The following is a 21,070-nucleotide window of genomic DNA, read 5'->3' as shown; positions in this document are numbered from 1 at the left end:
CCTTACTGGCTTAGGCGGGATGAAGACAAGAAGCAGCCAATTCTGTTAGTGTTGTTTCTAAGTTTGCAATCTGATAAGCGTTTGCCACATTTATCTTTGCTAGGATCCTTGGTTGGATTTCCTAACTCGTCGGCAACTGGCTCACCCGCGTAACCACACTCTTTAGAACGATAACTCCACGGGCAAACATCGGATAAAATCACTCGAGCTGGAACAGTGGCGCCATCCGTCTCACTGGGAGCAGCAAGTTCAAACGTTGCTGTTTCAGAATTTAAACTCGTCAGTTGTTCAATAACCCAGCGAGAAATAACCTCTTGAGATGGGTCAGCATTCTCGTTACCACCGGAGAAATTGATTTCATCTAAAAATCGTGCGCGAACTTTTCTGCGGATAACATTGCCACCAGCCCCAGAATTCAATCGGCTAGCAATACCCGTCACTAGCCCAAACAAATTGGAAATAGTAATGCTTGGCCGACTTGATGGCCCTTTCCCGTTAAATGAGAAACCCTCACCAAAAATTGGGTAAGGATCATATTCAAGCCCTTGCCAAACAATGGGTTTTAGTAATTCATTGTCGCCATTGTGAAAGCGGTACCGCGTTCCACCAATCTTGGTTAGGTCAATTTCATAGAGCTCAATCTCTGCATCACTTTCAAGTTCGGTAATAGAGATCAGCAGCTCAGGAGGAATGTTTTGCATTATTGCTCCCATAAAAAAACCAGCCGAAGCTGGTTTCTATTGTTTTTATTTATCCCTGCAGTTTTCTTTCCAGAGCACTTCAAATCCATCATTAATAACAGGGTTATTTTGATCCTCAAATAACGGAGGCGACATATTTGCACTTCTTCCATTATTTGTAACACTGATATTCATAGTGAATCTAGTAAATCCAGTGTATGCCCCAAAGCTATTTTTAGCATTCACAGAACCACAAACAAAACCGTATATTTCTTCTTTTTGATTTTTACTGCTAGGATAAAATTCAACAAATTTGAACTCGGTTGATGATGGATCTTTCATTGATTGACTTACTTGTTTTTTTGCAAATGATATGGCGTCAGTTTTCGTAGGATTAGTTGAATTAGATATCACTATTATTATTAAAATAATAATAACCGCCGCACTGATTATATAGCCAAGTATCCTCATATTACCTCCAATAAATATTAAGTTAGCCTAATATTAACTGAGATACTTTTATAACTAAAATTACATTTACGTTATATCACTGTTTCTTCAAATTCAGCGCTTATGGATTTTCGTATACCGCCTGAGTCTGACGACCATTTTTTACAAACGACTTTAATGGCTTGCTTTGATTTTTCTGGTTGAAATAAAAATGAATCAACCCCACCGTGCTTAGTCAAAAAAGCCAACACCTGATCTGCAGTATTAGGTTTCAACGATAGTGTAATATTGAATTTTCTTAGTTGGTGATTCATTCCGTCTGGCTGACGCTGCTCATATCCATCACCAAAACGGACTGCTTTTATCCTTGGAGTGAAATCTGTTTTCATCCCCGGCTTTATTGGCCAATTGAATATTTCCATCATCCCCTCAGTAATATTATAAATATAATAACGCCTCCAATTTGGAGGCATTATCTAATTGCTAGGATTGATTATTAAAACGATCCACCATCACGACGCTGAGTTCTCACGTAATCCTCGGCACCTTTTTTAGCAATGTCATAGACCGTTTTGAGAGCTTGCGGCCCAATCTCTCCATTACTACCATCATTTTGAATGGTGATATGATTAGTTTGGTAAAAGCCACCAGCATTTTTATTGGCATTTGCAGCTACAACACCTAGTTTTCCGTCAATACCACGCCTAAGTGGTAAAATTGCCTCTGGCCCTGCTTCGCCCATTAGCCCAGCACCACGAGCAAATGGAAAAAGCGTGGGTTTTGAAACAATCTGGCCGCTATAAGCACTTAGTCCAGGAGTGTTATAGACACCTCCATTAGCATTAGCAACAACAGACCCGCCACCAAAACCAAATGCCTCAAATCCCTTAACGACTGCCATTTTTAACGCAATTTCAGTCAGCATCTTTAATATTGATTTGGCGAAATCCCTAAAGTTAGCCTCGCCGCCAATTAGGGTTTCCGCTAGTTGAGAGCTAAATCCATTCAAGGTGGCAGATGTCACATTCTGAATTTGAGCATTTGCGTCAAGCGCTGAGTCTCTATAGTCTCCCCACGCCGTTTTCATGCCTGCAAACCAATCTTGACGAGCAGCATCTTCTTGCTTGAATGTTTCCATTTTTGAAGCCTGAACTTGTGCCCACTGAGGTTCTCCACCATAGGTAGATCTTAATTGCTCAATTTCCAAAGCTCTTTGAAGCTCACGTGATGACAAGCCTAATGACTCAGTAATGGCCCTTTGCCTTGCTTCCTGTTGCTTGGCATATTTATCAGCTTGATCGCTAAGTTTATTGAGATGCTCTTGGCGTGATACCTGATCGCCAACGTCTGCTAGTGCTTTTTTATTTGCTAGGATACTTTCTTTGTTTTTCAGCAAAGATTGCTCATCAAGAGATAATTTCCTTTTTTTACTCGCTTCCTCTAGAACACTAAATTTGGCCTGCTCTAGTTGAAAGTTTTTCCGTTGTTGGCTGATGAAATCCGTTGCACTAGCATGTTGCTGGAGAAGTTTTAGCTGAGCTTGAAGTGATGTTAGTTCAGCCTGTGAAGACTCATCTTGCCTTACACCAAGGTCTGGTCTGTAAGCCTTTACTTTAGGCGTTTTAGGTGTTTCTCTCGCTAGTTCCTTCTTGTATTTAATGGCTTCTAATTTTAAAGCTCTATCAATTTCCTTTTGCGATCCACCTGAATTTTTTATCTCAGATAGTCTTCTTTGATGCCTTTCTTCTGCACTTTCATACTCTCTTTTTAATTTCTGATCTGCCAAGATTTGCTTTTTACTATCCTCGTTTATTTTATTAAACGAATTAGTCAGGGTGCCTTCAATTCCTTGCCTTAGCTGCTTGAATTTTAATTGTGCTAACCTCTGTTTATTTTCATCCATCCCTAGCGTGTAAATAGATCCGTCAAATCTTGATATATAATCTTCAAGCTGTTTAATTTCATCTTCAATAGAGCCTTCCCTGCCAAGATCCAGCATCGAATCCCAAGCTTTTTTAGCCATATTTTTTACATCTTCCCATGCAGACTCTAAATAACCAAGATTATCAACAATTTGCTTTGTTCGAACCTGCATGGCATTTGCAAAAGACTCCATGGCAACTGCCGCCGCTTCCTGCTCCTTTCCCTGATCCTGTAACGTCGATATTTGTTCCAACTGTGTTGCAGTCAGAAAGTGTATGGATTTGTCGAGCTCTACAACCGCCTGAACAGGCTGATCTTTCAGGCGCTGAAACTGCTTAATTGTCTCATCGACGGATTGCCCGGTGGCTTTTTCCATCTTGGCCGCAACGCTGGCAACCATATCAACTTGAGCACCAGTAAATGAACCAGAGCCGACAACTTGAGCCAAGGCATCAGCCATTTTGTACTGAGTGATTCCATCACCAGATAACGATTTGGCCAGATCGTTTAACTGCCCCTTAGTTTTTGCTGCGTAGTTGCCAGTTAAAATCAACTGCTTATTGTATTCACTAAGCTCTTTCGAACCCTGATAGGTAGCAATGCCGAACGCTGCGATTGCTCCTGCACCGCCTGCCATTGCCAATTTCCACGGAGTGATCAAAGAGGTAATTGCTTTTAAAGAATTACCGAACCCTCCAAACGAGTCCTTTATTTGTCCACCCTGCTGAACTGCTACCAACCACGGCGGCATGCCAGAGGCAAGCGACGTCACAACATCGGTCATTTGCATTGGCAACTGCCGCATTGCTTGGCGGTACTGCCCAGAGGTAATTGCTACCCCCTTCATCGCTCGATTTTGTTTTTCTAATTTACTGATATACACATCCGCGGCACTCGATACCCCAAGCTGCGCGGCTTGAATGCGTAACATCTCAGTACGGGATAAGTTTTGCTGAGTAACCTGCTCTTTCAGTTTATTAATAAAGCGCTGCTTTTGCTGCGTCGCTGATATTTCTGCACGCTCAAGTGATTTAGCTGTACCGACGGCTTGAGAAGTTAATGCTTGGTAATCTTTGACGTGTAGTAGCCCTTGCTGCATATCTTGGTTCATGCGGCGGCGCACTTCATTGAGACCTTCAAGCCCCTTCCCGTATTTTTGAACAGCATCAAGTTGGGTATAGTATTGCTCGGCCAGAATTTCTTGGTTACGTGCAGACCCCGCTCTTTTGGTTTCTGCCTGCATAATTTGTTGGATTTTCTGGTGTGTTTCGTCCATTTCCTTTTGAGCCAGGCGTCGCATGGCTGACTCTTTTTGTTCCGCAGAAATAGACTCTTTTTCAAACTGTTTTAACTGGGACCGTGAGCGCTGAATGGCAGCTTCTGCCTTGGCCGATTGCCTTTCAATGAAATCTTGCTGGCGCTTAATTGATGCTTGCTCACGACGCTCTTGTTCAGTTAATTGCCTTTCGACTCGACCTGCTTTTTCAAGAAATTCAGTCGTATTAGCACCAATTTTAATCTCAAGATCCGCGATTTGGCTGCTCATATCTTACCCCTCCCGTAATTCCCTCGCTGACTGATTGAATAACATCATCTGGCATATCCTCATCATTAGGCTCTATGTCAGTTAGCAGCATGAAATCGGTTATTTCAGTTTTTGCACCACACATGGCTGAATAAACAGAACCATGCAAAGCAGCAAACTCAACATCAATCAATTGCGGCATAAATGGCGTTCTGCTGAAATGGTCAACCCAATCGTTATACTCAGTTGCGCTCATTTCACTGAGCATTCTGCGCCAGTCAGGTCGACCGAATTCACGCGCAAGACGCAAGGCAAACGTGCGCTCACGGCTGGCTATTTTCCCATTGAATCTTGTTCATTCGATTCTTCGCCTTCAGTGGAAGGCCCTTGGTCATCGCCTTTCATTCCACTGATTTCAGAAATAACAGAAACTGCTTCTTCCAATGCTGCTGAACTCCACGTTAAAGCAACCTCTTCATATACCTCTTCAACCTCTCGATCTCGGTCGCTATGCCACAGGGATCGGGAAACTAACCAAACATTGCTTTCTGCAATTTGGCGCATGGATTTTGCTGCAAGTTCAATGCCTTCCAGATTGCTAGACTCTTTTTCCTTTAATGCTAAAAAATCAAAATAATCTGCACGTTGTAATGCTGACAGTTCGTGCAAAACAACTGATTCACCGCTAATTTGTGCTTCTTTTTTCTTTAAAAACATACTGATACCCTTTTGATTAAAAATAAAAAAAGGCCGCTAAGCGACCTATTCTATGTTTGGTAAATACATTTGAGCTTCTTTTACAACACGCTCCCTTGCGGTTAGTAGTAACTGTTTTCTGCCACCACCCCCCCAATTAGCCATTGTTCTAGCGCAGTTGCTTACATTCTTAACTTCAGTATTGATAACATGATCTAACTTGTTCAGCTTGGCCATGATATCCAATCCTTTTCTTGCAGCATCCTTGAATGTGTTGTAAACCAATATTTCAAACTCAGGCTTTAGCCAAGCAGCATATCGAATCACGACTAATTCAAGCGCCCACACACCATGATTTAACCCGCCATTGATAACTTTGACCGCAGTGCAATTTTGCATTGCGCTTAATTTATCAACGAACGCTTTTACCTGCTTACTTCTCAGGAACTGGCTTGGATTTTGGTTTTCTCTGGCTTCGCCATTAATTACCGCTGAGGCATGTAAATCATTCAGGCTATATCTGCCTTCATTATCCACTCGGACAGATACCCCATTAATACTTACTCTTGGATATTGCATAGTGCCTACCTTACTTAGTAATGAACCCTTGCCGAAATAGGAAATCAGCCCATCGAAGCGACACCAGCTATAACTGATCCCCTCAAAGGCTCATTACCTAAATATTGGCTCGATGTTTTACGTAGGAATGTGCTTTCGGTGCACAGGAGAGAAATAAAAAAGCCACATCAAGTGTGGCTATAAGATTAAGTTGGTGTATTAGCCTTTCGGCTGTGTGACGGTTTTACCTTCAGGCTTGGGTGGAATTTCTTCCGCTAATGTTGGGCGTCCCGTATTTTTAATTTTTACCGTTCGCGTGATTGTTTCTTTGATCGGGATGGTTTTACCGAGCCCACTGACCCAACCTTTAAACAGGTCAACCGTTCCGTTTGGGTAGGCAATTTTGTAGAATCGCGACTCACCACCATCGAACCATTTTACAAGGTCTTTTTGTCCTTCTTCTCCGGGCTTCCACGCCAGTGTAATGCTTGCCTCACCGGAGGATTTTTCACCTTGCGATGTATTTTCCCAGTCGCCATTTGGATCATCGAGATAGCTGTCATCTTCACTTGACGCTGTAATCTCACCCGGCTGAAGTTCTTTAATTTTTCCCAGTCGAGTAAATCCAGTTTCACTCAATGGATCCGTAATTTGTTCTTCTTCCCCTGTGTAAATCCACAAGGTAGTCCCAGCGCCTTTAACTGGCGCCAGTGGATTAGGTACCGTTGGCATAGTTCTGTTCCTTACATTTCATATTTAATTTGATAAGAAAGGTCGACAGAGGCCCACAATGACATTTCATCATCGCGGTCATAGTCATAGCCTTTCGGTGTCATATCAGTAATCACCTCACCTAAATCAGTCATATCAGCCACCGCTGGATATAATTTCTCCTCGACCCATTTATCTAACGTGGCATCGGGTACTGATGATTTAAGGAAGAGTTCAAGATGGAGAATGGCTGTCCATTGATTGGAATCCAGATAATAAGGATCTGGTCTTGGCTCTGTAAGATAAACAGCAATAACTGGCAACTCAGATTCATCAAAATTGGTTGGACGTCCATCATACGTTTTAATATTCGGGAAGCGCTCATTTAAGTGCTGTATGACTGTATTGCGAATTCGAGTGTGAATAATCACTATCCCTCCTTAAAGTACAGTCTTAACTGATTATTTAATGCATAGCGCACTTCTTTATCGATATCCGATTCTCGAACATTAATAGCGTGTTCCTCAAAAACCTCAGTCAGTGGTTTTGAGACAGGGATTTTCACCACTTCAATAGGATATCGACTCTTACCAACACGTTGCATCACATGCCAGCGGCCATTGTTGAGTTGCTGAATAAAAGCATTATGAAACGTGAATTTTCCAACTTTTAAAGTGCTACCCATTCGATGACCTGAATTCCGGCTCCTCGATAATTGAACTCGCGCGGTACCGAGCACAATAGCAGGGAGATTCCCTCGGTTAACGGTAACTCTGGCTTTCGGGGTTCCGTGCTTTGAACTCGCCTTGTTAAACTTAACGCGCTTACGAATAATTTTTTGCTGGATTCGCACCTCTTTAGAAACCTGCTTGACGCTGCGACTTATCGCTCTTGCAGCAACCCGGTTAATGGCTTGAGCCGTCGCAATAGGAGTTACCTTATCGACAATCACATTCAGGTTTCGAATCGCATCATCAATCCCCTTCATCCTCTTCAGCCTCAATAAAAAGCATCCACTTGCCATTAAATCGTTGATAACGAGTGACCAGATAAGAGCGCCCACCAGCAACCACTTTGTCGTTTTTTCTGGGTTGGTATCCCGCTGAAAAAATGACGTAAGAAAGCCCATCTCCCGTAACAGGACCAAATTCGGGTAAAAAGTGAGAATCCACCCCAACATGTTCCGTACCGTTAATAGAGATAGGCTTCCCCATCCGCTTTGCTGTGAGTGCGTCCATTCGATCCGTTAATCGCTCAAACGCACTCATGGATTAACCACCCGCGGCAGCAGCTGCTGGGAAAATGTTAAGCTTCACCGCGACCATTTCATCACCCGCCTCCGCAGCTGACCATGTTACACCCACCGCTGCACCACCTTTATCCGCAACAATGCCTTTTTCAGCGGTTACAGCTTGACCAGCCGTCAATGCCACTCCCGCTTTTTTAGGAAGCAAATAAACCCCCTCGGCAAAACCATCACCGATTTCACCAGGAGCAATGTTTGTCGCTGCAACGCAAGCCAAAACGCCAACCATCACAAGAGAGCCGCTTAGAATGCTATCTTTCGCTGAGGTATTAATAATCTCAACAGTCAAACCCTGTTGCTGGTAATTCTTAGCCATAATGTCTCCTACCGGCTCCGAAAAGCCGGATTTCAGGTATAAAAAAAGCCCGTTAGGGCAATATGATTAATTTAACAGTCTGAATTAAGCTTCAACACGAAGCAAGCCGCGGTAATCAACAGGCGCAACACCCGCATCGATGCGAACTTTTGTAGTTACGCCATCCGAAGTGAAACCTTCTTGTTGGTCGATATAAGGAATATCAACACCGTTTAAATAAGCGACTTCAATAGTGTCAGTGCCTTTTGCTGAGGTCATATACCATGTGGTATCGCTATTAGCATCTAAGCGTGGCTCAGTAATGATTTCGGCAATATTACGAATAGGGTTGATGATATTGGCATTCACGTCTGCGCCTTTTACGCTACCAGAGCCAACAACCTGAATTGCTGCGATTTCTAATGCTGTTGGCACAAGCATAAATGCAGGGCGAATATTTAACGCCCGCTCGCCTTCTTTTTGCTTGCGCATGGCTGTTCTACCATTAGCAATAGTGTCAACGTCCATACCGCCTTTAATGCTGTTACCATGATCTGCACCAAAGAGTGGCTTGCTGTCAGATTGCATTTTTCCATTTTTCGTCAGAATATCGTAAACCAGATCGCCAATGGTGGCTTTAGCTGCACGTCCCAGCTTCATTGGGGTATCGGTTAGCATTGACATGTCATCGTTAATGATGGCTTGTCGCGAAATGCTAAAAAGCTCCCCGTAGGTAGCAAGTGCAATCGTCTCTTTTTTGTCGCTCGTGGTAACATATTTATACTCTGCCCCTTCACGAACTTTACGAATCGAATTAAAGCCTCCCATGCCGACGCGAGTTGCAGTTTTAAAATCGCTGAGTTGCCCTTTCTTCGTCCATAGGTCAAAGGTTTCCTCCGCTTCATCCCAGCCTTGTAAAATAGATTTATTGGCAACATCCAGCAGAATATTACCAAAATCAGAGGTGGTGTGAGTAAACGCCATTGCGATCATTTGCATTGGGTTGTAGCTTGCTACACCCACGCCACGATCAGCCAGTGACATACGGGCTAATTCGCGGAGTGTCATGCAGTTATATGGGTTGTCAGCATGAACTTCACCATAGCCAGCACGCGCCATTAACGATGCACGGACACTGTCACCGACGATGTTCCCGTTATTCGCGAAGATATGAGCACCATAATCGTTTTTATTGGTCGGCGTCGCTTCTTGTCCTAGTTTATTAAGCAGTTTCTCTCTTGCGTTCTCGACAGAACAATTCACATCAAGCACACATTCCATCATCGTGTCATTGTGCTTGCCACCAAACATCGCAAACAGGTCTTTGATACCATTCATACGGGCTTGCTCATTCTGGCGCACTTGAGCCTGAATACCTGCCGCATCCTGTTGCGGAGCATTCACTGGATTCTGAGGTTGTGGCGCCGGCTCATTGACGGGATTAGTTGTGTTACGTGGATTTGATAAACTGTTTTTCAGTGTGTTTTTTAATGAATTTGGCATGGATTTAAATTCCTCAATGCGTTTAGATGAAAGACTCGCCATTGCTTTAACTGGCTCAATAATGCTGTTAGCAAAACCGTGCTCAACGCACTCTTCTGCCGTTAACCATGTTTCTTCACTGAGCATGGCTTCAAGTTCTTCTTTGGTTTTCCCTGTTTTCTCCATGTACGCGGGAATTAAGACGTTTTCGACTTTATCCAACAAATCGGCGTAGTCACGCATATCATCGGCATCACCCCACGATACCCCCCATGGCTTATGGATCATCATCATGGCATTGGTTGGCATAATGACTTCATCCCCAACCATCGCAATGACCGAGGCCATGGATGCTGCTAAGCCATCGATATATACCGTAATGCTGGCATTGTGGTTTTTTAACTGGTTATAAATGGCGATGCCTTCAAAGACTTCACCACCCGGTGAATGAATATGAAGATTAATGTGGCTAAGATTTCCCAGCGCAATAAGATCTTCAGTAAATCGTCTTGCGCTAATACCCCAGCCACCAATTTCGTCATAGATGTAAATGTCTGCCGTCGTTTCACTGGTTGCTTTCATTTGAAACCAGTTTTTATCCCGTGATGACATCAATGGCTTATTCATCGCTGTGCTATTTTTTGGTGGCACTTGATGTGTTTGTTTCATTTGCATTTTCGCTACCTTTGTCATTTGCCGGATCGGTATCAAAAACCAGCCCCAGCCGTTTATTTTCATCGATTTCTGCTTTACGACGACGTTTAACCTCCGCAGGGTTTCCGCCTCGAGCTCGAACCCAATCACTCTCCGATGCAGCCCCACCACGAATTTGTGTTTTCCATGCATTAGATTCTTTAAGTGGGTCAATCCATGGCATAACAGGCCCACTGTAAGTGGCGTTATAGAGTGAATCGAGATCAACATCCGGCGGGACGACGATTACCCCTGAAGCAATCGCCATGTTTAACCATTGACGATAAACAGGGCGGCTTACAGAGCCACAAAAGGTGTCTTGCAAGATGTAGTAACCCTCAAATGACTCCACCAGCTCTTGTCGCTGTGCGCTGTATGTCCCGTTATAATCACGCGCAATACTGGAATAGCTTCCACGGCTTCCTGCGGCAACCGCTCTAAGCTGACCATTACGGAAATTTTCAAGGTTTTGGTTGGGTCTGTCTGACTTGATCATCCCAACATCTTCACCGGGTTTTAGCCCATCAAAGATAATGCCCGGCACAATATCGAGACTACGATCATCTTCATCACTGCCATCATCATAAGTACCCGCATCCCCTTTTTTGATATACATCCCCAAAGAGGCGGCAATACGTGCGGCTGTCAATTCGGCATCTTCATAGTCTTTCAAAGCACTCAGACGTGTCAAAATGCCAGAAAATAAACTATTACCTCGGATTTGATGCAAGCGACGTACATATTTTAAATGCAGCATGTTTTCGGTCAGGATGGACTTGAGGTCGCCCATTTGCTGCCCTGTGGTGAGTAAGCTTTTGTACACAAAGTAAGACTGCGGGCGCCCCCAATGATTAAGCTGAATACCCTGCCGAATATTTTTACTTGTATCATCTAGGTGAATTGGTACAAAGTCTGGTTCCAAGGCTTCCAACCAAAATGGGATACCAGCCTGTTTATCAAGCCCCTTTTGATTGCCTCTCACTAATTGAGCAAAGACCTCGCCGTCTCGGATCCACGTTCTGACTAAAAGCCGCTCAAGCATGGGTCGCGTAAATTGCCCTGTAACTTCCGGCCGAATTGACCATTCAGACCACGCAGTTCGGATTTGCTTAGCAAGATCATCATGAATTTGCCCTGTACGAGATAATGGCTGAGGCTCAACAATAATTCCCTTACTTCCAACAACTCGCTCTTCCATTTTGTCAAGAATACCAATGACAAGGTCGTGATTACCGTCCAACCATCTTGCTTGCTCACGTAATGACTTACCGCCCATTTGAGTTAACTGGTTGGCATTTCGGCTCTCTCTTCGGGCCTTATGAATACGAGATGGCGTTGCAGCCTCATAAGCTTGAATGGCATAACGAGATTTGGCTCGCTGACTCGCCCATGACGGTGAGAGTGCCGCGATAACCTTATCCAACATATTCATGAAAACCTCGCCACTTTATAACCGGGTGAATGACGGCGTGAAGCACTGGTTGCCATATATCTAGCCTCCCATTGCTCGCGCCCCTTACGGATTTCACTCAAATTTTCCATGGTCATTGACTGGCCATTAAACGTGACATTTTTACCCTGCAGTATTTCCATTTCTGCTTTTAGGTAAGCATCCAGCATTTCCTTAATTTGTTCACGGGTCATACCCACCCTCCAGAATTTGCAGACACAGGGGACCATGCCGAACTTACGCTAGGTTTGGTCTCTTGTATTTCAGTTTGAGATTGAATTGATGTTGAGCTTGAGGAGGGTTGGCGATTTGCTGGCTGTGGTGATTGAACAATGTTCACATCCGGCAACCTTGCCCACTTAGGTGGGTTCTCCCATTTGATTTTTTCGTAACCGAGTAATATGACTAGGGCATGAGCATAAACCGTTAAGTCAAACGCTTCGTTAGCCCCTTTACCCGGCTTCGACCATTTACCATTACTGTCGCGCTCTTCATACGTGAGTTCATCGTAAAAAGAATCCTCCAGCCAATCAGGAAAGTGGATATAGTTATTTCCCACCGTTTCTCTTCCTAAGTGCGATGAAATGCGGTCTTTTAATTCATTGGTTTGTAGCAAGTAAATAGGCACGTCACCGCGAGCCCTTGCACGGCGATCTGAACGCTCTGTATTGTCAGGGTAAGATTTGGTAATCAGTTTGCTTTTAGCCTTACCATCCCCTTTAAAAAGGTATACGCGACGAGAAAGTCCTTCTTTTTTGCACTTGCGCCAAAACTGATAAGCGTTATCTGTTACGCCTTCTTCCCCACCGGTATCTACCGCCATGCTATGAACACCCATTTCAATATCTTCATGATCTTGAAGTGGATATGTTTTATCTAAAACATCCGTAATTAAAATATCCCAGTCCTCAGCATAAGAGGAAGGGTCAATTTTTAAGGCTTCACCATCCGCGTTAGAACGCAGGGAATGCGTGATATCAAACCGATCAATTATCCATCGCTCACCTCTGGCGCCATAACCTATGACTTGAACGACAAAGCGGCGTTTTTTACCGCCCTGTACGTCGACTGTAGCAACCAAAAATCTCACACCAGAAGGTACTGAGCCATAATCCCAATATTCAGCACGCAATTTAAGATCATCACCGCTTCGCTGTTCTTGGTTGATTTTCGGTAAGTAAGGCTGCCCCCAGTCCGTATTAATGACGGATTTAAGGGTTTCTTCACTTCCTGTTCGTTCATATTCCTGTTCAGCATTGAGTAAGTTATAGACTAACTTTTCCCACGTCTGATATGCGGCTGCTGGACCTTCCATCCAAAATGATGCAATACGGGAGTCTCGTGCATTTCCTGTAATATTACCGTGCTTATCAATGGATTGGCCTTCCCTGAGCCAGACGCCGCGATTGTTTAACGCTCTTTTTTGCTCAGGCTCAATCAAATTCATGCAATGTGGACACTGCAGTCTGGCCGCTTTGCTTCCTGTTGTTGGATCATCACCCTCACTAAAACCCACCATATTTTCACGAATGGGAAGAAAATATTCTGAGCAGTGTGGACATGGCCAATACCAGCGCCGGCGATCCCCTCGATTATAGAGCGACAAAATTCCTGTGGTTGGCGGGGCTTCATGTGGTGTATTTCGGCGCCATTTGCTGTTTGTAATTTCTCGACCAGGAGAACTTTCAACTAATGTTTTCCCCGCAGACATAAACGTCGTAGTACGCTTTGAGGCTAGCGTATAAGCATCCCCTTCGCCGTCCACATCTTCTGGAAATCGGTCATAATCTGTCAGTGCGACAAATCGGTAATCAGATGAAGACATGATGTTCACCGAAGGCCAGCCTATTTTTAGGTAATTCCCAGCCTTAAAGGTTTTATCATGAACGTTATTATCGTTACGATGCGGGCTGAGCCTTTTGGTAACTTCACGGCTCGATCTAAATGTTCTATCTAATCGCTTCTTGGAGTGCTCCCGCGCTTTTTCCTCTGTCATTTGAATCAGCAAAAAATCAGCAGGATCACAAACAATCACATACACTATCCACCCATCAATTAACCCTAGCGATTTTCCCGTCCTCGCTGGACCAACGAAAATGACAGAATCATACCGTCTGTCAGCTAAGCAATTCATCGGCTCAATGATGTACGGCGTTAATGAGTCATCCCACGGTATTGACGTCCCTTCCCCCATGGGAACTCGCATGTATTTTTTTACGGCTTGAGCAATTGGCATTCGCCTTGGCGCTTTGAGTAATGCGGAAACGTCCTTTCTCACTGAAGATGCTGAGGCGTAATTAGTTTTCATCATCAAAATCCTCTGCATTCATAACCTCAGATGAAAGCACGTTCCTCAATTCATCGACGAGCTTTTGAGCCTCAGTGATTTGATCTGCTTTCCAACCGTTATCCCGCTCAAGTTTGTCTGGCCATGTATCAAGTACCTGAGAAATAGCTTTGATCATCACCGCCATTTCCCGATGAACATCCGCAACTGGCACTAATTGTTTCAGTGTTGTTTCCAGCTTTATTCGCTCATTTTCAGATTGGTACCAATCTTTTCTGTCCTTTGGAAACATGAGTGCGGGATCTTGAATGCCACTCGGCTCCAAATTTTTATCGGCACCAAATAAAACGGGGCCGACTTCCCGAAGTGCATAAACGGGATTACCTCTTACATTACTGGCTATTGGGGTATTCGCATCGAGCAATCGCTTTTTAACTGTTCCGCGATTTAAGCCGAATGCTTCAGCAATCTTAGCCACGCTCCAGTTGTAGGCGTCCCCCAGATTGCTGATGTTGGACATTGACACCTCACTCTGTCAGGTGAAAATTGATATTTTCATTTATTATCATAGAGATATAACGCATTGAGGTGACAACTCATTATTAAAGTTGTCACCTCAATCTCGATATTCACAAATTAAATCAAATAGTTAAACAACCTGCTGCTGACAGCATGGAAATTTGAAAACGAGCCGTTTCCCGCGTGGTCGCCGCCTCGTGGTAGGGGTACCCCCTCGGGAGTACCTTTTGAATTATGCGTAAAATTAATCAATCTAATGAGTTTAAGGTTTATTTGGTGGTGGAAGTGGTTTTGAATTTCCAGCCTGCTTAGGCTGATCACCGTTAATATTGTCGCCATAATCAATTTGTATCCGTATTGCCTCTTCATAGGTCGCATCACGCCATCCTGATAGATTTGGCTGTCATTGTTTGGCACTAGCTTAGGTGCAGAGTACCGAATCCATGGATTTTATGAGCCATCTAAGCCCACCCCAAAAACATAAATCAACATATTAGATACTTGGCTAGTAAGTGTTTTCCATAGATTTTTAAAAGTAAACATTCCATGCTTTCATTAAATACTTTAATATATGCGTACTTTTATAAAACTGGAAAAATAAAAATGGGAACAAGAACAAGTCACTGGCCAAAACTTTCAAAATTACCAGAAAATATTTTTTGTATATTTACATTCATTTTATTTGTATATGCATATTACGACTTCTCATTATTTCTATCTGAAAATTATTTCATTTTCTGGTTCATCCTGACATTAATAGTATTATTTTTATTGGTCATCTCAATAAATAGAACAACAGAAATTAACGTTCCATTGATTAGTAATGTGATAAAAAATAAAAAAATAAAAAAATCAGTAATTATCATGTTATCCCCATTTCCAATAATTTTTATCCTTAATGAGCTAGGTATTAGCGACGAAATATGCCACTTAGTAGATGTAATTAATTTATTCTCGTGCGACTTCTATTTTTATTTGGCCGAAAAATCTATATGGTTAGCATCTATATCAATTTCTCTCGGCATGCTTGTACTCGTGTTGGTCATAATAAAATTACCAAGTATCATGCTTAGTTTATTAAAAAAATTAACTTTAAGTAAAGGTGAGGCTAAGGACTGAATGATTGGCGGTGAATGCAAGTAGAGTCATTCACGATTAACGTATAGTGACGTCACACTCATAAACTATTATCCTCTACTTAGCCCCGATATCTGGGGCATTTTTATTTCTAATTGCTTCAATTTCTCGAATGGCTTCAAGCTGCTTATTCGCCTTCTCTATCGTTCCTAGCAATAATCTGTTCCATAATACAGACGCTTTGAATGATAGGGTTTTACCGTCACTATCAGGCGGCAATGGCGGTACCACAGAATTAGTTAACGTCGATGGAATTGGAACGCATTGCACGCTCTCGTAGCTCGTTTGTGTATTCGAACAAGCCATCAGTAACAGGCTGAGGCACAAGAGAATCACAAGAAGACTCTGCTTTGAGTATCGTTTTATATTCAATGATTTTCTCCTGTGCTTTCGCATCAGCTTGAATGCCGTTCCGGTATGCTGTTGTTGCTATCTGATTGAAGCGATTGAATTGAAATGACTGACGGGCAATGACTGCACTTTGTTTGATGTTATCTTGCTTTAACTTGTCGTTGTCACTCTTAACTGCAGTGTTATTATCATAAAGCGTTAATGCCAACCAGCTAACAGCAACTAACATTAAAAAAAGCCAAAACGAGTTATCTATCTTCATAAGTTAACCTGCCTGCCTTTATAGTGATCGATAGCTTTTTGGCATCGTTTTTCTAGGCTTACCTTGTCGATTCCACAAGTGTTATCAACTGAACGAACCGCGCCAATAATGACTAACGAAAGTGATAAAAAAGAAAGCAAGATAACTATTACAACAGAAGCCCAAATAGGTAATTTCTTCTTAGGAACAATAGGTTTTTTAAGGCTAACTACCATTTCCCAAGACATATTGCTTCTTCTACTTCTCGTCTTGATATTAACCCTTTCCACTCCTTACCCCCTGCATAAGTCCAGCGTTTTAATTCATTGCAAGCACCAGCGATATCACCTGCATTCAGTTTTTTCAGCATCGTAGAACGCGCAAAAGCACCCGTGCCTACGTTGTAAGCAAAGGAATAAATAGCGGCTCGGGTGTTATCGTCGATATCAACTTTAATTAGAGGGTCCACACCCTTTCTGACTTTGCTGAGGTCTTTTTCAAGCAAAGCTAAACATTCTGATTCTGAATAGGTTTTGGCGGGGATAATGTCGGCGCCAGTATGCCCAAAGCAAACTGTTGTAACGCCAACTACATCCTTATAAGGTTTAGTTTCCATCCCCTCAAAATAAGCAATCATGCTTACAGTCAATGCAATTAAGCCACCAGCGGTAGCATTCTTTATTTTATTTGGTATTTTTGCCACTAGATTCCCCTTCTCTTAATTTGAATTCTTTCCGCTTGTAGTACCAATTCACCAAAAATGTGGCGACTGTACAGATGATCCCGATGAGTACCGCCCACTGGTCTAACGATAATGCCCCAGCAGCAGTGGTGATAACTCCAAGAGCATAAGAAAAGGGGCTAGAGTATTTTTCGTGCATACGCATATCCACCCCCTGCGGAGTGTTCCGTGATTAAAATTGATAGGTAGCCACCAGCAAATTAATTGCAGTAATTAAACATGTTGGGTTTGATTTGCTGGGGCTATATACGAAAAAAGCCGCACTAGGCGACTTATGATTGATTTATTTGTGATGTAAATCTCATTTTATTGACAATTAACCTTGATTAATGTCGCGATTGCGACAATAATATATTCATCGGGCAGGCAATAAGGCAAGCCCAACTCAACTAAGTGAGAATATTATGACTACTACATACATCATCAAAGAAACTCAAAACGTTAACTCAGACCGCGAAGGTGTTAAATTCGAAGCTGATACACTAACTCAAGTTAAGCGCTTTGCATCACGCAATCAGTCATTCCAAGGCACTACGCTAAAAATAGAATATGAAAATGGCACCTTGGTTTGCTTTAAAGAGTCAGGAAAATCTTGGGTTAACGCATAAAACAAGGGGCTTAGGCCCCTATTTTTTTAATAAGGGTAATCATGAATAATTTCGAATTAAAACAACTTAGGCAACTTCTATTTTTATCTCAAGCAGAAGCAGCAAAATATATTGGTGATGTAGAACCTCGATCTTGGCAGAGATGGGAAAAAGGCACATCTCCAATCCCAACTGATGTTATCAGTCAAATGCAAATGCTATCTCTTACTCGCCAAGACTTACTTGATAGCCTGCCTGACTTTGATCACTACAATTACAAATACTTCGATACTATCGAAGAATACGCAGCAGAGTCAGGGGTTAAAAGCGTAGTTAAGTGGCGCCTTTCTCAGTCTGTTGCGGCTCAGTTGTTTTCTGAAAAATCAGCTCGCATTTGGCGCGCAGAAGAAATAATTCGTGATGAAGATTGATAGAACGGGACAGAAGTTCGGAAAACTAACTGTCATTGCTGATTCTGGAAATGCCCAACTTCTATGCCGCTGCGATTGCGGTGTAGAAGAGTTACTCCCACGCGGAATAACGAAACCATCCTACAAGGGCCGCAAGATGTGCAGCTATTGTAAAGGCGGTGTCTGCGAAGTCTGCGGAAAGAGAATTAAATACAACTCGGGACAGATACCCGCTACTTGCAGCGATGCTTGCGCAAAAGCAAGAAATAACGAAAGAGAGAAATTGCGATATCAGGCTGTGAAAAATACTGAAGCTTACAAAAATACTCGCTCATCATATCTTTCGAAGCTTCGCGAAAGGCTTAACTCTGACCCTGTTTTATATGCTGCATTTAGAGAAAGAGCAAAATCGTATCTAAAAAAATCAAGATCAAAGCCTGAGCAGATTGAAAAAGCCAAATTCATCGCTAAAGCAAGATGGCAGCGAATAAAAAATGACGACGCTCTTTATGAAACGTCAGTTCTGTATGCAAGAAAACAGTATGACAACTATTCTGATGATGATTATAAGCGCATTTTTAATCGGGAGCGTTCTCACACTAGAGCGCGAAAATCTCGCAGTTGTTTGGAATAACCGAATATGTGAACTATCCGGAAATCCCGGACAGTTCAACTTGTAAGGGTTACTTACATGTTACTACATTCTATTTCTTGCTTAGTTTGCTCAAATCTCTCAGTTTCAAGCTCTACCCCGATAACCTGACGGTTTAGCTTTAATGCCGCTTTTATTGTGGCGCCAGAGCCCATGAAGAAATCAGCCACTACATCACCCACGCGGCTACTACTATTAATAATGTGTTCCATCATCACAGCAGGCTTTTCACATGGATGTTTACCGGGGTAATACTGCACTGGTGAATAGGTCCAAACATCTGTGTAAGGAACATCGACGGTCACAGTAAAAGGACGTCGTAATAATTGGTATTGCGCCGCTAGCTCATGATATTCACGCCTTAACGCGCCCTGTTCACTCGCTAGATCCGCATGTTCGCGATTTAATGGGTTATGGCTTAACTTTTCCTCAGCGACGCGCTTGAATAGCTCTTGAAGCTTCAAATAATCCGTTTCACTTGGTAATTGCCATTGGCTATAACCGAACCAGTGAGAGGCCATTTGCTTACCTGTTGCGCTATGAATTTCTTTTGCGGTAATGCCTAAAGAGTCTCGAGCCTGCTTAAAATATTCAATCAAAGGCTTAAGCACATTTTCTTTTAGTTCACGGCATTGCTGCAAATACTCACTGCTTTTCCCCTTGTAAGGGTTTTGATAGTGGTCGGCAAAAATAATACGTTCCGTTGCAGGAAAATAACTTCTTAAGCTTTCTTTGTTTTGTCGGCGCCACGGCCCTGACGGTTTAGACCAAATAATATGGTTTAAAACGTTGAACCGCTCACGCACTAATATTTCCGTATCAGCCGCCAGCTTTGAGCCACAAAACATATAAAGGCTACCAGTTGGCTTTAACACCCGCCAAAACTCAGCAAGCATTTCATCAAGCCACGATAAATACGCAGTGACATTTTCCCACTGATTATCCCAGCTACAGCTTTTAACTTGAAAATATGGTGGGTCGGTTGCAATTAGGTCAATACAATTGTCCGGAAGGGTTTTTATATAGTTAAGTGAGTCGTCATTAACCAAATTTATACTGTTTAAATTTACAGTGTTTTTCATAGATCAGGAGAACCTTTTTTGATAAGCTCACCTAGCTTTACGCGTATAAGCAGTGGGCCTTGGTTTGTCCGTGACCTCTTACAACGGGCAGATGGCTGGTGGAGTGCGTCAACACCCACCAGCCGCCCATTTCACAGTTGGATATTTTGAAATGTGTTTTCTTTGGTATTTTCTTTAACTAACCCAGCCATTGCTAACTGAGTCAATATCAATTGACAGCGTGGCTGCGCTAGTCCTGTTAATTGGGAAACTTCCCCCGCCGTTACCGCTTCAGAATATGGGGTGGACTCAAAAATAATTCTTGCTTCTTGTGTTATATCACTCTGTTTTAACATGATATTTTTAAACCTTTGGTCAGTTATTGTGCATAACTACACATGTAACTCTGACCAGTCGTAACAGCAAGTCTTATGTTTATTTTGGGCATAAAAAAACCCCGACTGGCGAGGTTTCATTCTATAAGTTAGGTGACAACGTATTCACTCTTATCACACTAGCATTGATTTTGCGTAGCGCACTAATACTTTTTCACTATCCACCGTATTTTGTTTCCCCATAACTTCACTATCCATTTCTAAAACTACACCAATCATGGCTAAACACCCATCAACAAACCCTTCAGCCACTTGCATCATCTGACGAACTCGCCCCTCGCTAACCTTTAATTTTTTTGCAATGCCGCGCTTTGATACACCATACAAATAATGCATAACTATCAGTTCTAGTTCTTCATCTTTTCTAACCGCTTTTAATTTAGCAATGACACTATCAATAATAATTCCATCATTATCAGTACATGAAAGCCTAGGTGCTTCTTTATTTGAGATTAGCCCCTTAAATCCAGCTGCAATATGCGAATAATCTACACCAGGGTTATTACTTGCCCAGCCTGCCCACTTTTCTAAAACTAACTGAATATCTCTCATGCAATAATCTCCACTGCGTTCCGCACAACGCATCAACCAAATACACCCAAACCGATTGACCGGTCGAGAAATTTAAATAACAAAACTAACTGGCTACCGTTTTCTTGCTCCCACCCTTTCGGATCCTTGTGTAATTCACTGTGGTGAACCCTGCATAATGGGATAGTGAACAAGTCATGGGCTTTTGTGCCTATGCCACCCTGCCCGTAGCCAATAATGTGATGAGCATCATCAGATGTGGCGCCACAAACACAACAAGGCTGTGATTTTACCCATTGCAGATATTTCACACTTTCCAAGCGCTGAAGCTTTGGAAACTTCATAAAACTTGCTGGTGGCTCAGGATCTACAGCTAAATCTAATACTT

28 protein-coding genes and 1 pseudogene are annotated in these 21,070 nt (G+C 42.8%); 3 read left to right on the top strand and 26 right to left on the bottom strand.

Going from position 1 to position 21,070, the window contains the following annotated elements; translation table 11 throughout:
* Positions 1-2: 2 nt before the first annotated feature.
* The 22 genes and pseudogenes from GKR71_RS12990 to GKR71_RS12890 form a co-directional block, all read right to left on the bottom strand.
* Entirely contained in the window at positions 3-701 is a 699-nt protein-coding gene (locus tag GKR71_RS12990; RefSeq protein ID WP_195848974.1) for a phage minor tail protein L, read from the bottom strand.
* 45 nt (positions 702-746) lie between these two features.
* Complete coding sequence (locus GKR71_RS12985) at positions 747-1,151, bottom strand: hypothetical protein (RefSeq protein ID WP_154634383.1); 405 nt, start codon at positions 1,149-1,151, stop codon at positions 747-749.
* Positions 1,152-1,222: 71 nt separating this feature from the next.
* Complete coding sequence (locus GKR71_RS12980; RefSeq protein WP_195848973.1) at positions 1,223-1,552, bottom strand: phage tail protein; 330 nt, start codon at positions 1,550-1,552, stop codon at positions 1,223-1,225.
* A 74-nt stretch (positions 1,553-1,626) separates the two neighbouring features.
* Positions 1,627-4,599, bottom strand: a complete 2,973-nt coding sequence (locus GKR71_RS12975) for a phage tail tape measure protein (protein ID WP_154634381.1) — start codon at positions 4,597-4,599, stop codon at positions 1,627-1,629.
* Positions 4,574-4,846, bottom strand: coding sequence for a phage tail assembly protein T (locus GKR71_RS12970; RefSeq protein ID WP_006813627.1), 273 nt, complete (start codon positions 4,844-4,846; stop codon positions 4,574-4,576). The genes GKR71_RS12975 and GKR71_RS12970 overlap by 26 nt, the downstream gene beginning before the upstream one ends.
* Positions 4,847-4,911: 65 nt before the next feature.
* Entirely contained in the window at positions 4,912-5,295 is a 384-nt protein-coding gene (gene gpG, locus GKR71_RS12965) for a phage tail assembly chaperone G (protein ID WP_154634380.1), read from the bottom strand.
* Between the two features lie 45 nt (positions 5,296-5,340).
* Entirely contained in the window at positions 5,341-5,853 is a 513-nt protein-coding gene (locus GKR71_RS12960) for a KilA-N domain-containing protein (protein WP_154634379.1), read from the bottom strand.
* Between the two features lie 246 nt (positions 5,854-6,099).
* Positions 6,100-6,564, bottom strand: a pseudogene (locus tag GKR71_RS12955) (phage tail tube protein); the annotation flags it as partial.
* 11 nt (positions 6,565-6,575) lie between these two features.
* Positions 6,576-6,974 carry a phage minor tail U family protein gene (gene gpU, locus GKR71_RS12950; RefSeq protein ID WP_230085077.1) on the bottom strand — a complete coding sequence of 133 codons (399 nt, stop codon included), beginning with the start codon at positions 6,972-6,974 and terminating at the stop codon, positions 6,576-6,578.
* On the bottom strand, positions 6,974-7,531 hold the full coding sequence (locus GKR71_RS12945) for a phage tail protein (protein ID WP_154634377.1): 558 nt from the start codon (positions 7,529-7,531) through the stop codon (positions 6,974-6,976). The genes gpU and GKR71_RS12945 overlap by 1 nt, the downstream gene beginning before the upstream one ends.
* Positions 7,518-7,811: an ATP-binding protein gene (locus tag GKR71_RS12940; RefSeq protein WP_154634376.1), complete on the bottom strand. Its 294-nt coding sequence runs from the start codon at positions 7,809-7,811 to the stop codon at positions 7,518-7,520. The genes GKR71_RS12945 and GKR71_RS12940 overlap by 14 nt, the downstream gene beginning before the upstream one ends.
* A gap of 3 nt (positions 7,812-7,814) precedes the next feature.
* Positions 7,815-8,165 carry a capsid cement protein gene (locus GKR71_RS12935; protein WP_036982155.1) on the bottom strand — a complete coding sequence of 117 codons (351 nt, stop codon included), beginning with the start codon at positions 8,163-8,165 and terminating at the stop codon, positions 7,815-7,817.
* Positions 8,166-8,249: 84 nt separating this feature from the next.
* Positions 8,250-10,301 carry a ClpP-like prohead protease/major capsid protein fusion protein gene (locus GKR71_RS12930; RefSeq protein ID WP_442959415.1) on the bottom strand — a complete coding sequence of 684 codons (2,052 nt, stop codon included), beginning with the start codon at positions 10,299-10,301 and terminating at the stop codon, positions 8,250-8,252.
* Positions 10,261-11,751, bottom strand: coding sequence for a phage portal protein (locus GKR71_RS12925; RefSeq protein WP_154634375.1), 1,491 nt, complete (start codon positions 11,749-11,751; stop codon positions 10,261-10,263). Before GKR71_RS12925 ends, GKR71_RS12930 begins: the two co-directional genes overlap by 41 nt.
* Entirely contained in the window at positions 11,748-11,963 is a 216-nt protein-coding gene (locus GKR71_RS12920; RefSeq protein ID WP_006813638.1) for a hypothetical protein, read from the bottom strand. Before GKR71_RS12920 ends, GKR71_RS12925 begins: the two co-directional genes overlap by 4 nt.
* Entirely contained in the window at positions 11,960-14,080 is a 2,121-nt protein-coding gene (locus GKR71_RS12915) for a phage terminase large subunit family protein (protein ID WP_108478944.1), read from the bottom strand. Before GKR71_RS12915 ends, GKR71_RS12920 begins: the two co-directional genes overlap by 4 nt.
* On the bottom strand, positions 14,067-14,576 hold the full coding sequence (locus GKR71_RS12910) for a DUF1441 family protein (protein WP_108478945.1): 510 nt from the start codon (positions 14,574-14,576) through the stop codon (positions 14,067-14,069). The genes GKR71_RS12915 and GKR71_RS12910 overlap by 14 nt, the downstream gene beginning before the upstream one ends.
* Before the next feature lie 1,193 nt (positions 14,577-15,769).
* Positions 15,770-16,018 (bottom strand): hypothetical protein, encoded by a 249-nt coding sequence (locus tag GKR71_RS20510; RefSeq protein ID WP_442959414.1) that lies wholly within the window; start codon positions 16,016-16,018, stop codon positions 15,770-15,772.
* Positions 15,948-16,325, bottom strand: a complete 378-nt coding sequence (locus GKR71_RS12905) for a hypothetical protein (protein WP_154634374.1) — start codon at positions 16,323-16,325, stop codon at positions 15,948-15,950. The genes GKR71_RS20510 and GKR71_RS12905 overlap by 71 nt, the downstream gene beginning before the upstream one ends.
* On the bottom strand, positions 16,322-16,552 hold the full coding sequence (locus tag GKR71_RS12900) for a hypothetical protein (protein ID WP_154634373.1): 231 nt from the start codon (positions 16,550-16,552) through the stop codon (positions 16,322-16,324). Before GKR71_RS12900 ends, GKR71_RS12905 begins: the two co-directional genes overlap by 4 nt.
* The gene (locus GKR71_RS12895; protein ID WP_336431411.1) at positions 16,534-17,007 is read right to left on the bottom strand and encodes a lysozyme; all 474 of its coding nucleotides are present in this window, start codon (positions 17,005-17,007) and stop codon (positions 16,534-16,536) included. Before GKR71_RS12895 ends, GKR71_RS12900 begins: the two co-directional genes overlap by 19 nt.
* Positions 16,988-17,191 carry a phage holin family protein gene (locus GKR71_RS12890; RefSeq protein ID WP_006658966.1) on the bottom strand — a complete coding sequence of 68 codons (204 nt, stop codon included), beginning with the start codon at positions 17,189-17,191 and terminating at the stop codon, positions 16,988-16,990. Before GKR71_RS12890 ends, GKR71_RS12895 begins: the two co-directional genes overlap by 20 nt.
* 259 nt (positions 17,192-17,450) lie before the next feature.
* Between GKR71_RS12890 and GKR71_RS12885 the strand changes: the two genes are divergently transcribed.
* From GKR71_RS12885 to GKR71_RS20080, 3 genes are read left to right on the top strand one after another with little or no spacing between them, the layout of a single operon-like run.
* Positions 17,451-17,654 (top strand): hypothetical protein, encoded by a 204-nt coding sequence (locus tag GKR71_RS12885; protein ID WP_154634372.1) that lies wholly within the window; start codon positions 17,451-17,453, stop codon positions 17,652-17,654.
* A gap of 41 nt (positions 17,655-17,695) precedes the next feature.
* Positions 17,696-18,064 carry an Aca2/YdiL-like domain-containing protein gene (locus GKR71_RS12880; RefSeq protein WP_154634371.1) on the top strand — a complete coding sequence of 123 codons (369 nt, stop codon included), beginning with the start codon at positions 17,696-17,698 and terminating at the stop codon, positions 18,062-18,064.
* Entirely contained in the window at positions 18,051-18,677 is a 627-nt protein-coding gene (locus GKR71_RS20080; RefSeq protein ID WP_230085076.1) for a hypothetical protein, read from the top strand. The genes GKR71_RS12880 and GKR71_RS20080 overlap by 14 nt, the downstream gene beginning before the upstream one ends.
* 53 nt (positions 18,678-18,730) lie before the next feature.
* Here the strand turns inward: GKR71_RS20080 and GKR71_RS12870 are convergent, their stop codons facing one another.
* From GKR71_RS12870 to GKR71_RS12855, 4 genes are all read right to left on the bottom strand, one after another.
* On the bottom strand, positions 18,731-19,777 hold the full coding sequence (locus tag GKR71_RS12870; protein ID WP_154634370.1) for a DNA-methyltransferase: 1,047 nt from the start codon (positions 19,775-19,777) through the stop codon (positions 18,731-18,733).
* Positions 19,778-19,908: 131 nt separating this feature from the next.
* Entirely contained in the window at positions 19,909-20,112 is a 204-nt protein-coding gene (locus GKR71_RS20400) for a TrmB family transcriptional regulator (RefSeq protein WP_154634369.1), read from the bottom strand.
* A 153-nt stretch (positions 20,113-20,265) separates the two neighbouring features.
* On the bottom strand, positions 20,266-20,703 hold the full coding sequence (locus tag GKR71_RS12860; RefSeq protein ID WP_172459964.1) for an antiterminator Q family protein: 438 nt from the start codon (positions 20,701-20,703) through the stop codon (positions 20,266-20,268).
* Positions 20,704-20,735: 32 nt separating this feature from the next.
* Positions 20,736-21,070 (bottom strand): DUF968 domain-containing protein (locus GKR71_RS12855; protein ID WP_154634368.1); only part of this gene is annotated, 335 nt, incomplete at its 5' end.

Source organism: Providencia sp. wls1922, assembly GCF_009706505.1.
In the GTDB taxonomy this organism is placed as follows: domain Bacteria; phylum Pseudomonadota; class Gammaproteobacteria; order Enterobacterales; family Enterobacteriaceae; genus Providencia; species Providencia lanzhouensis.
Note: the sequence above shows the minus strand (reverse complement) of the source record. Positions and strands in the feature narration are given on the sequence as shown.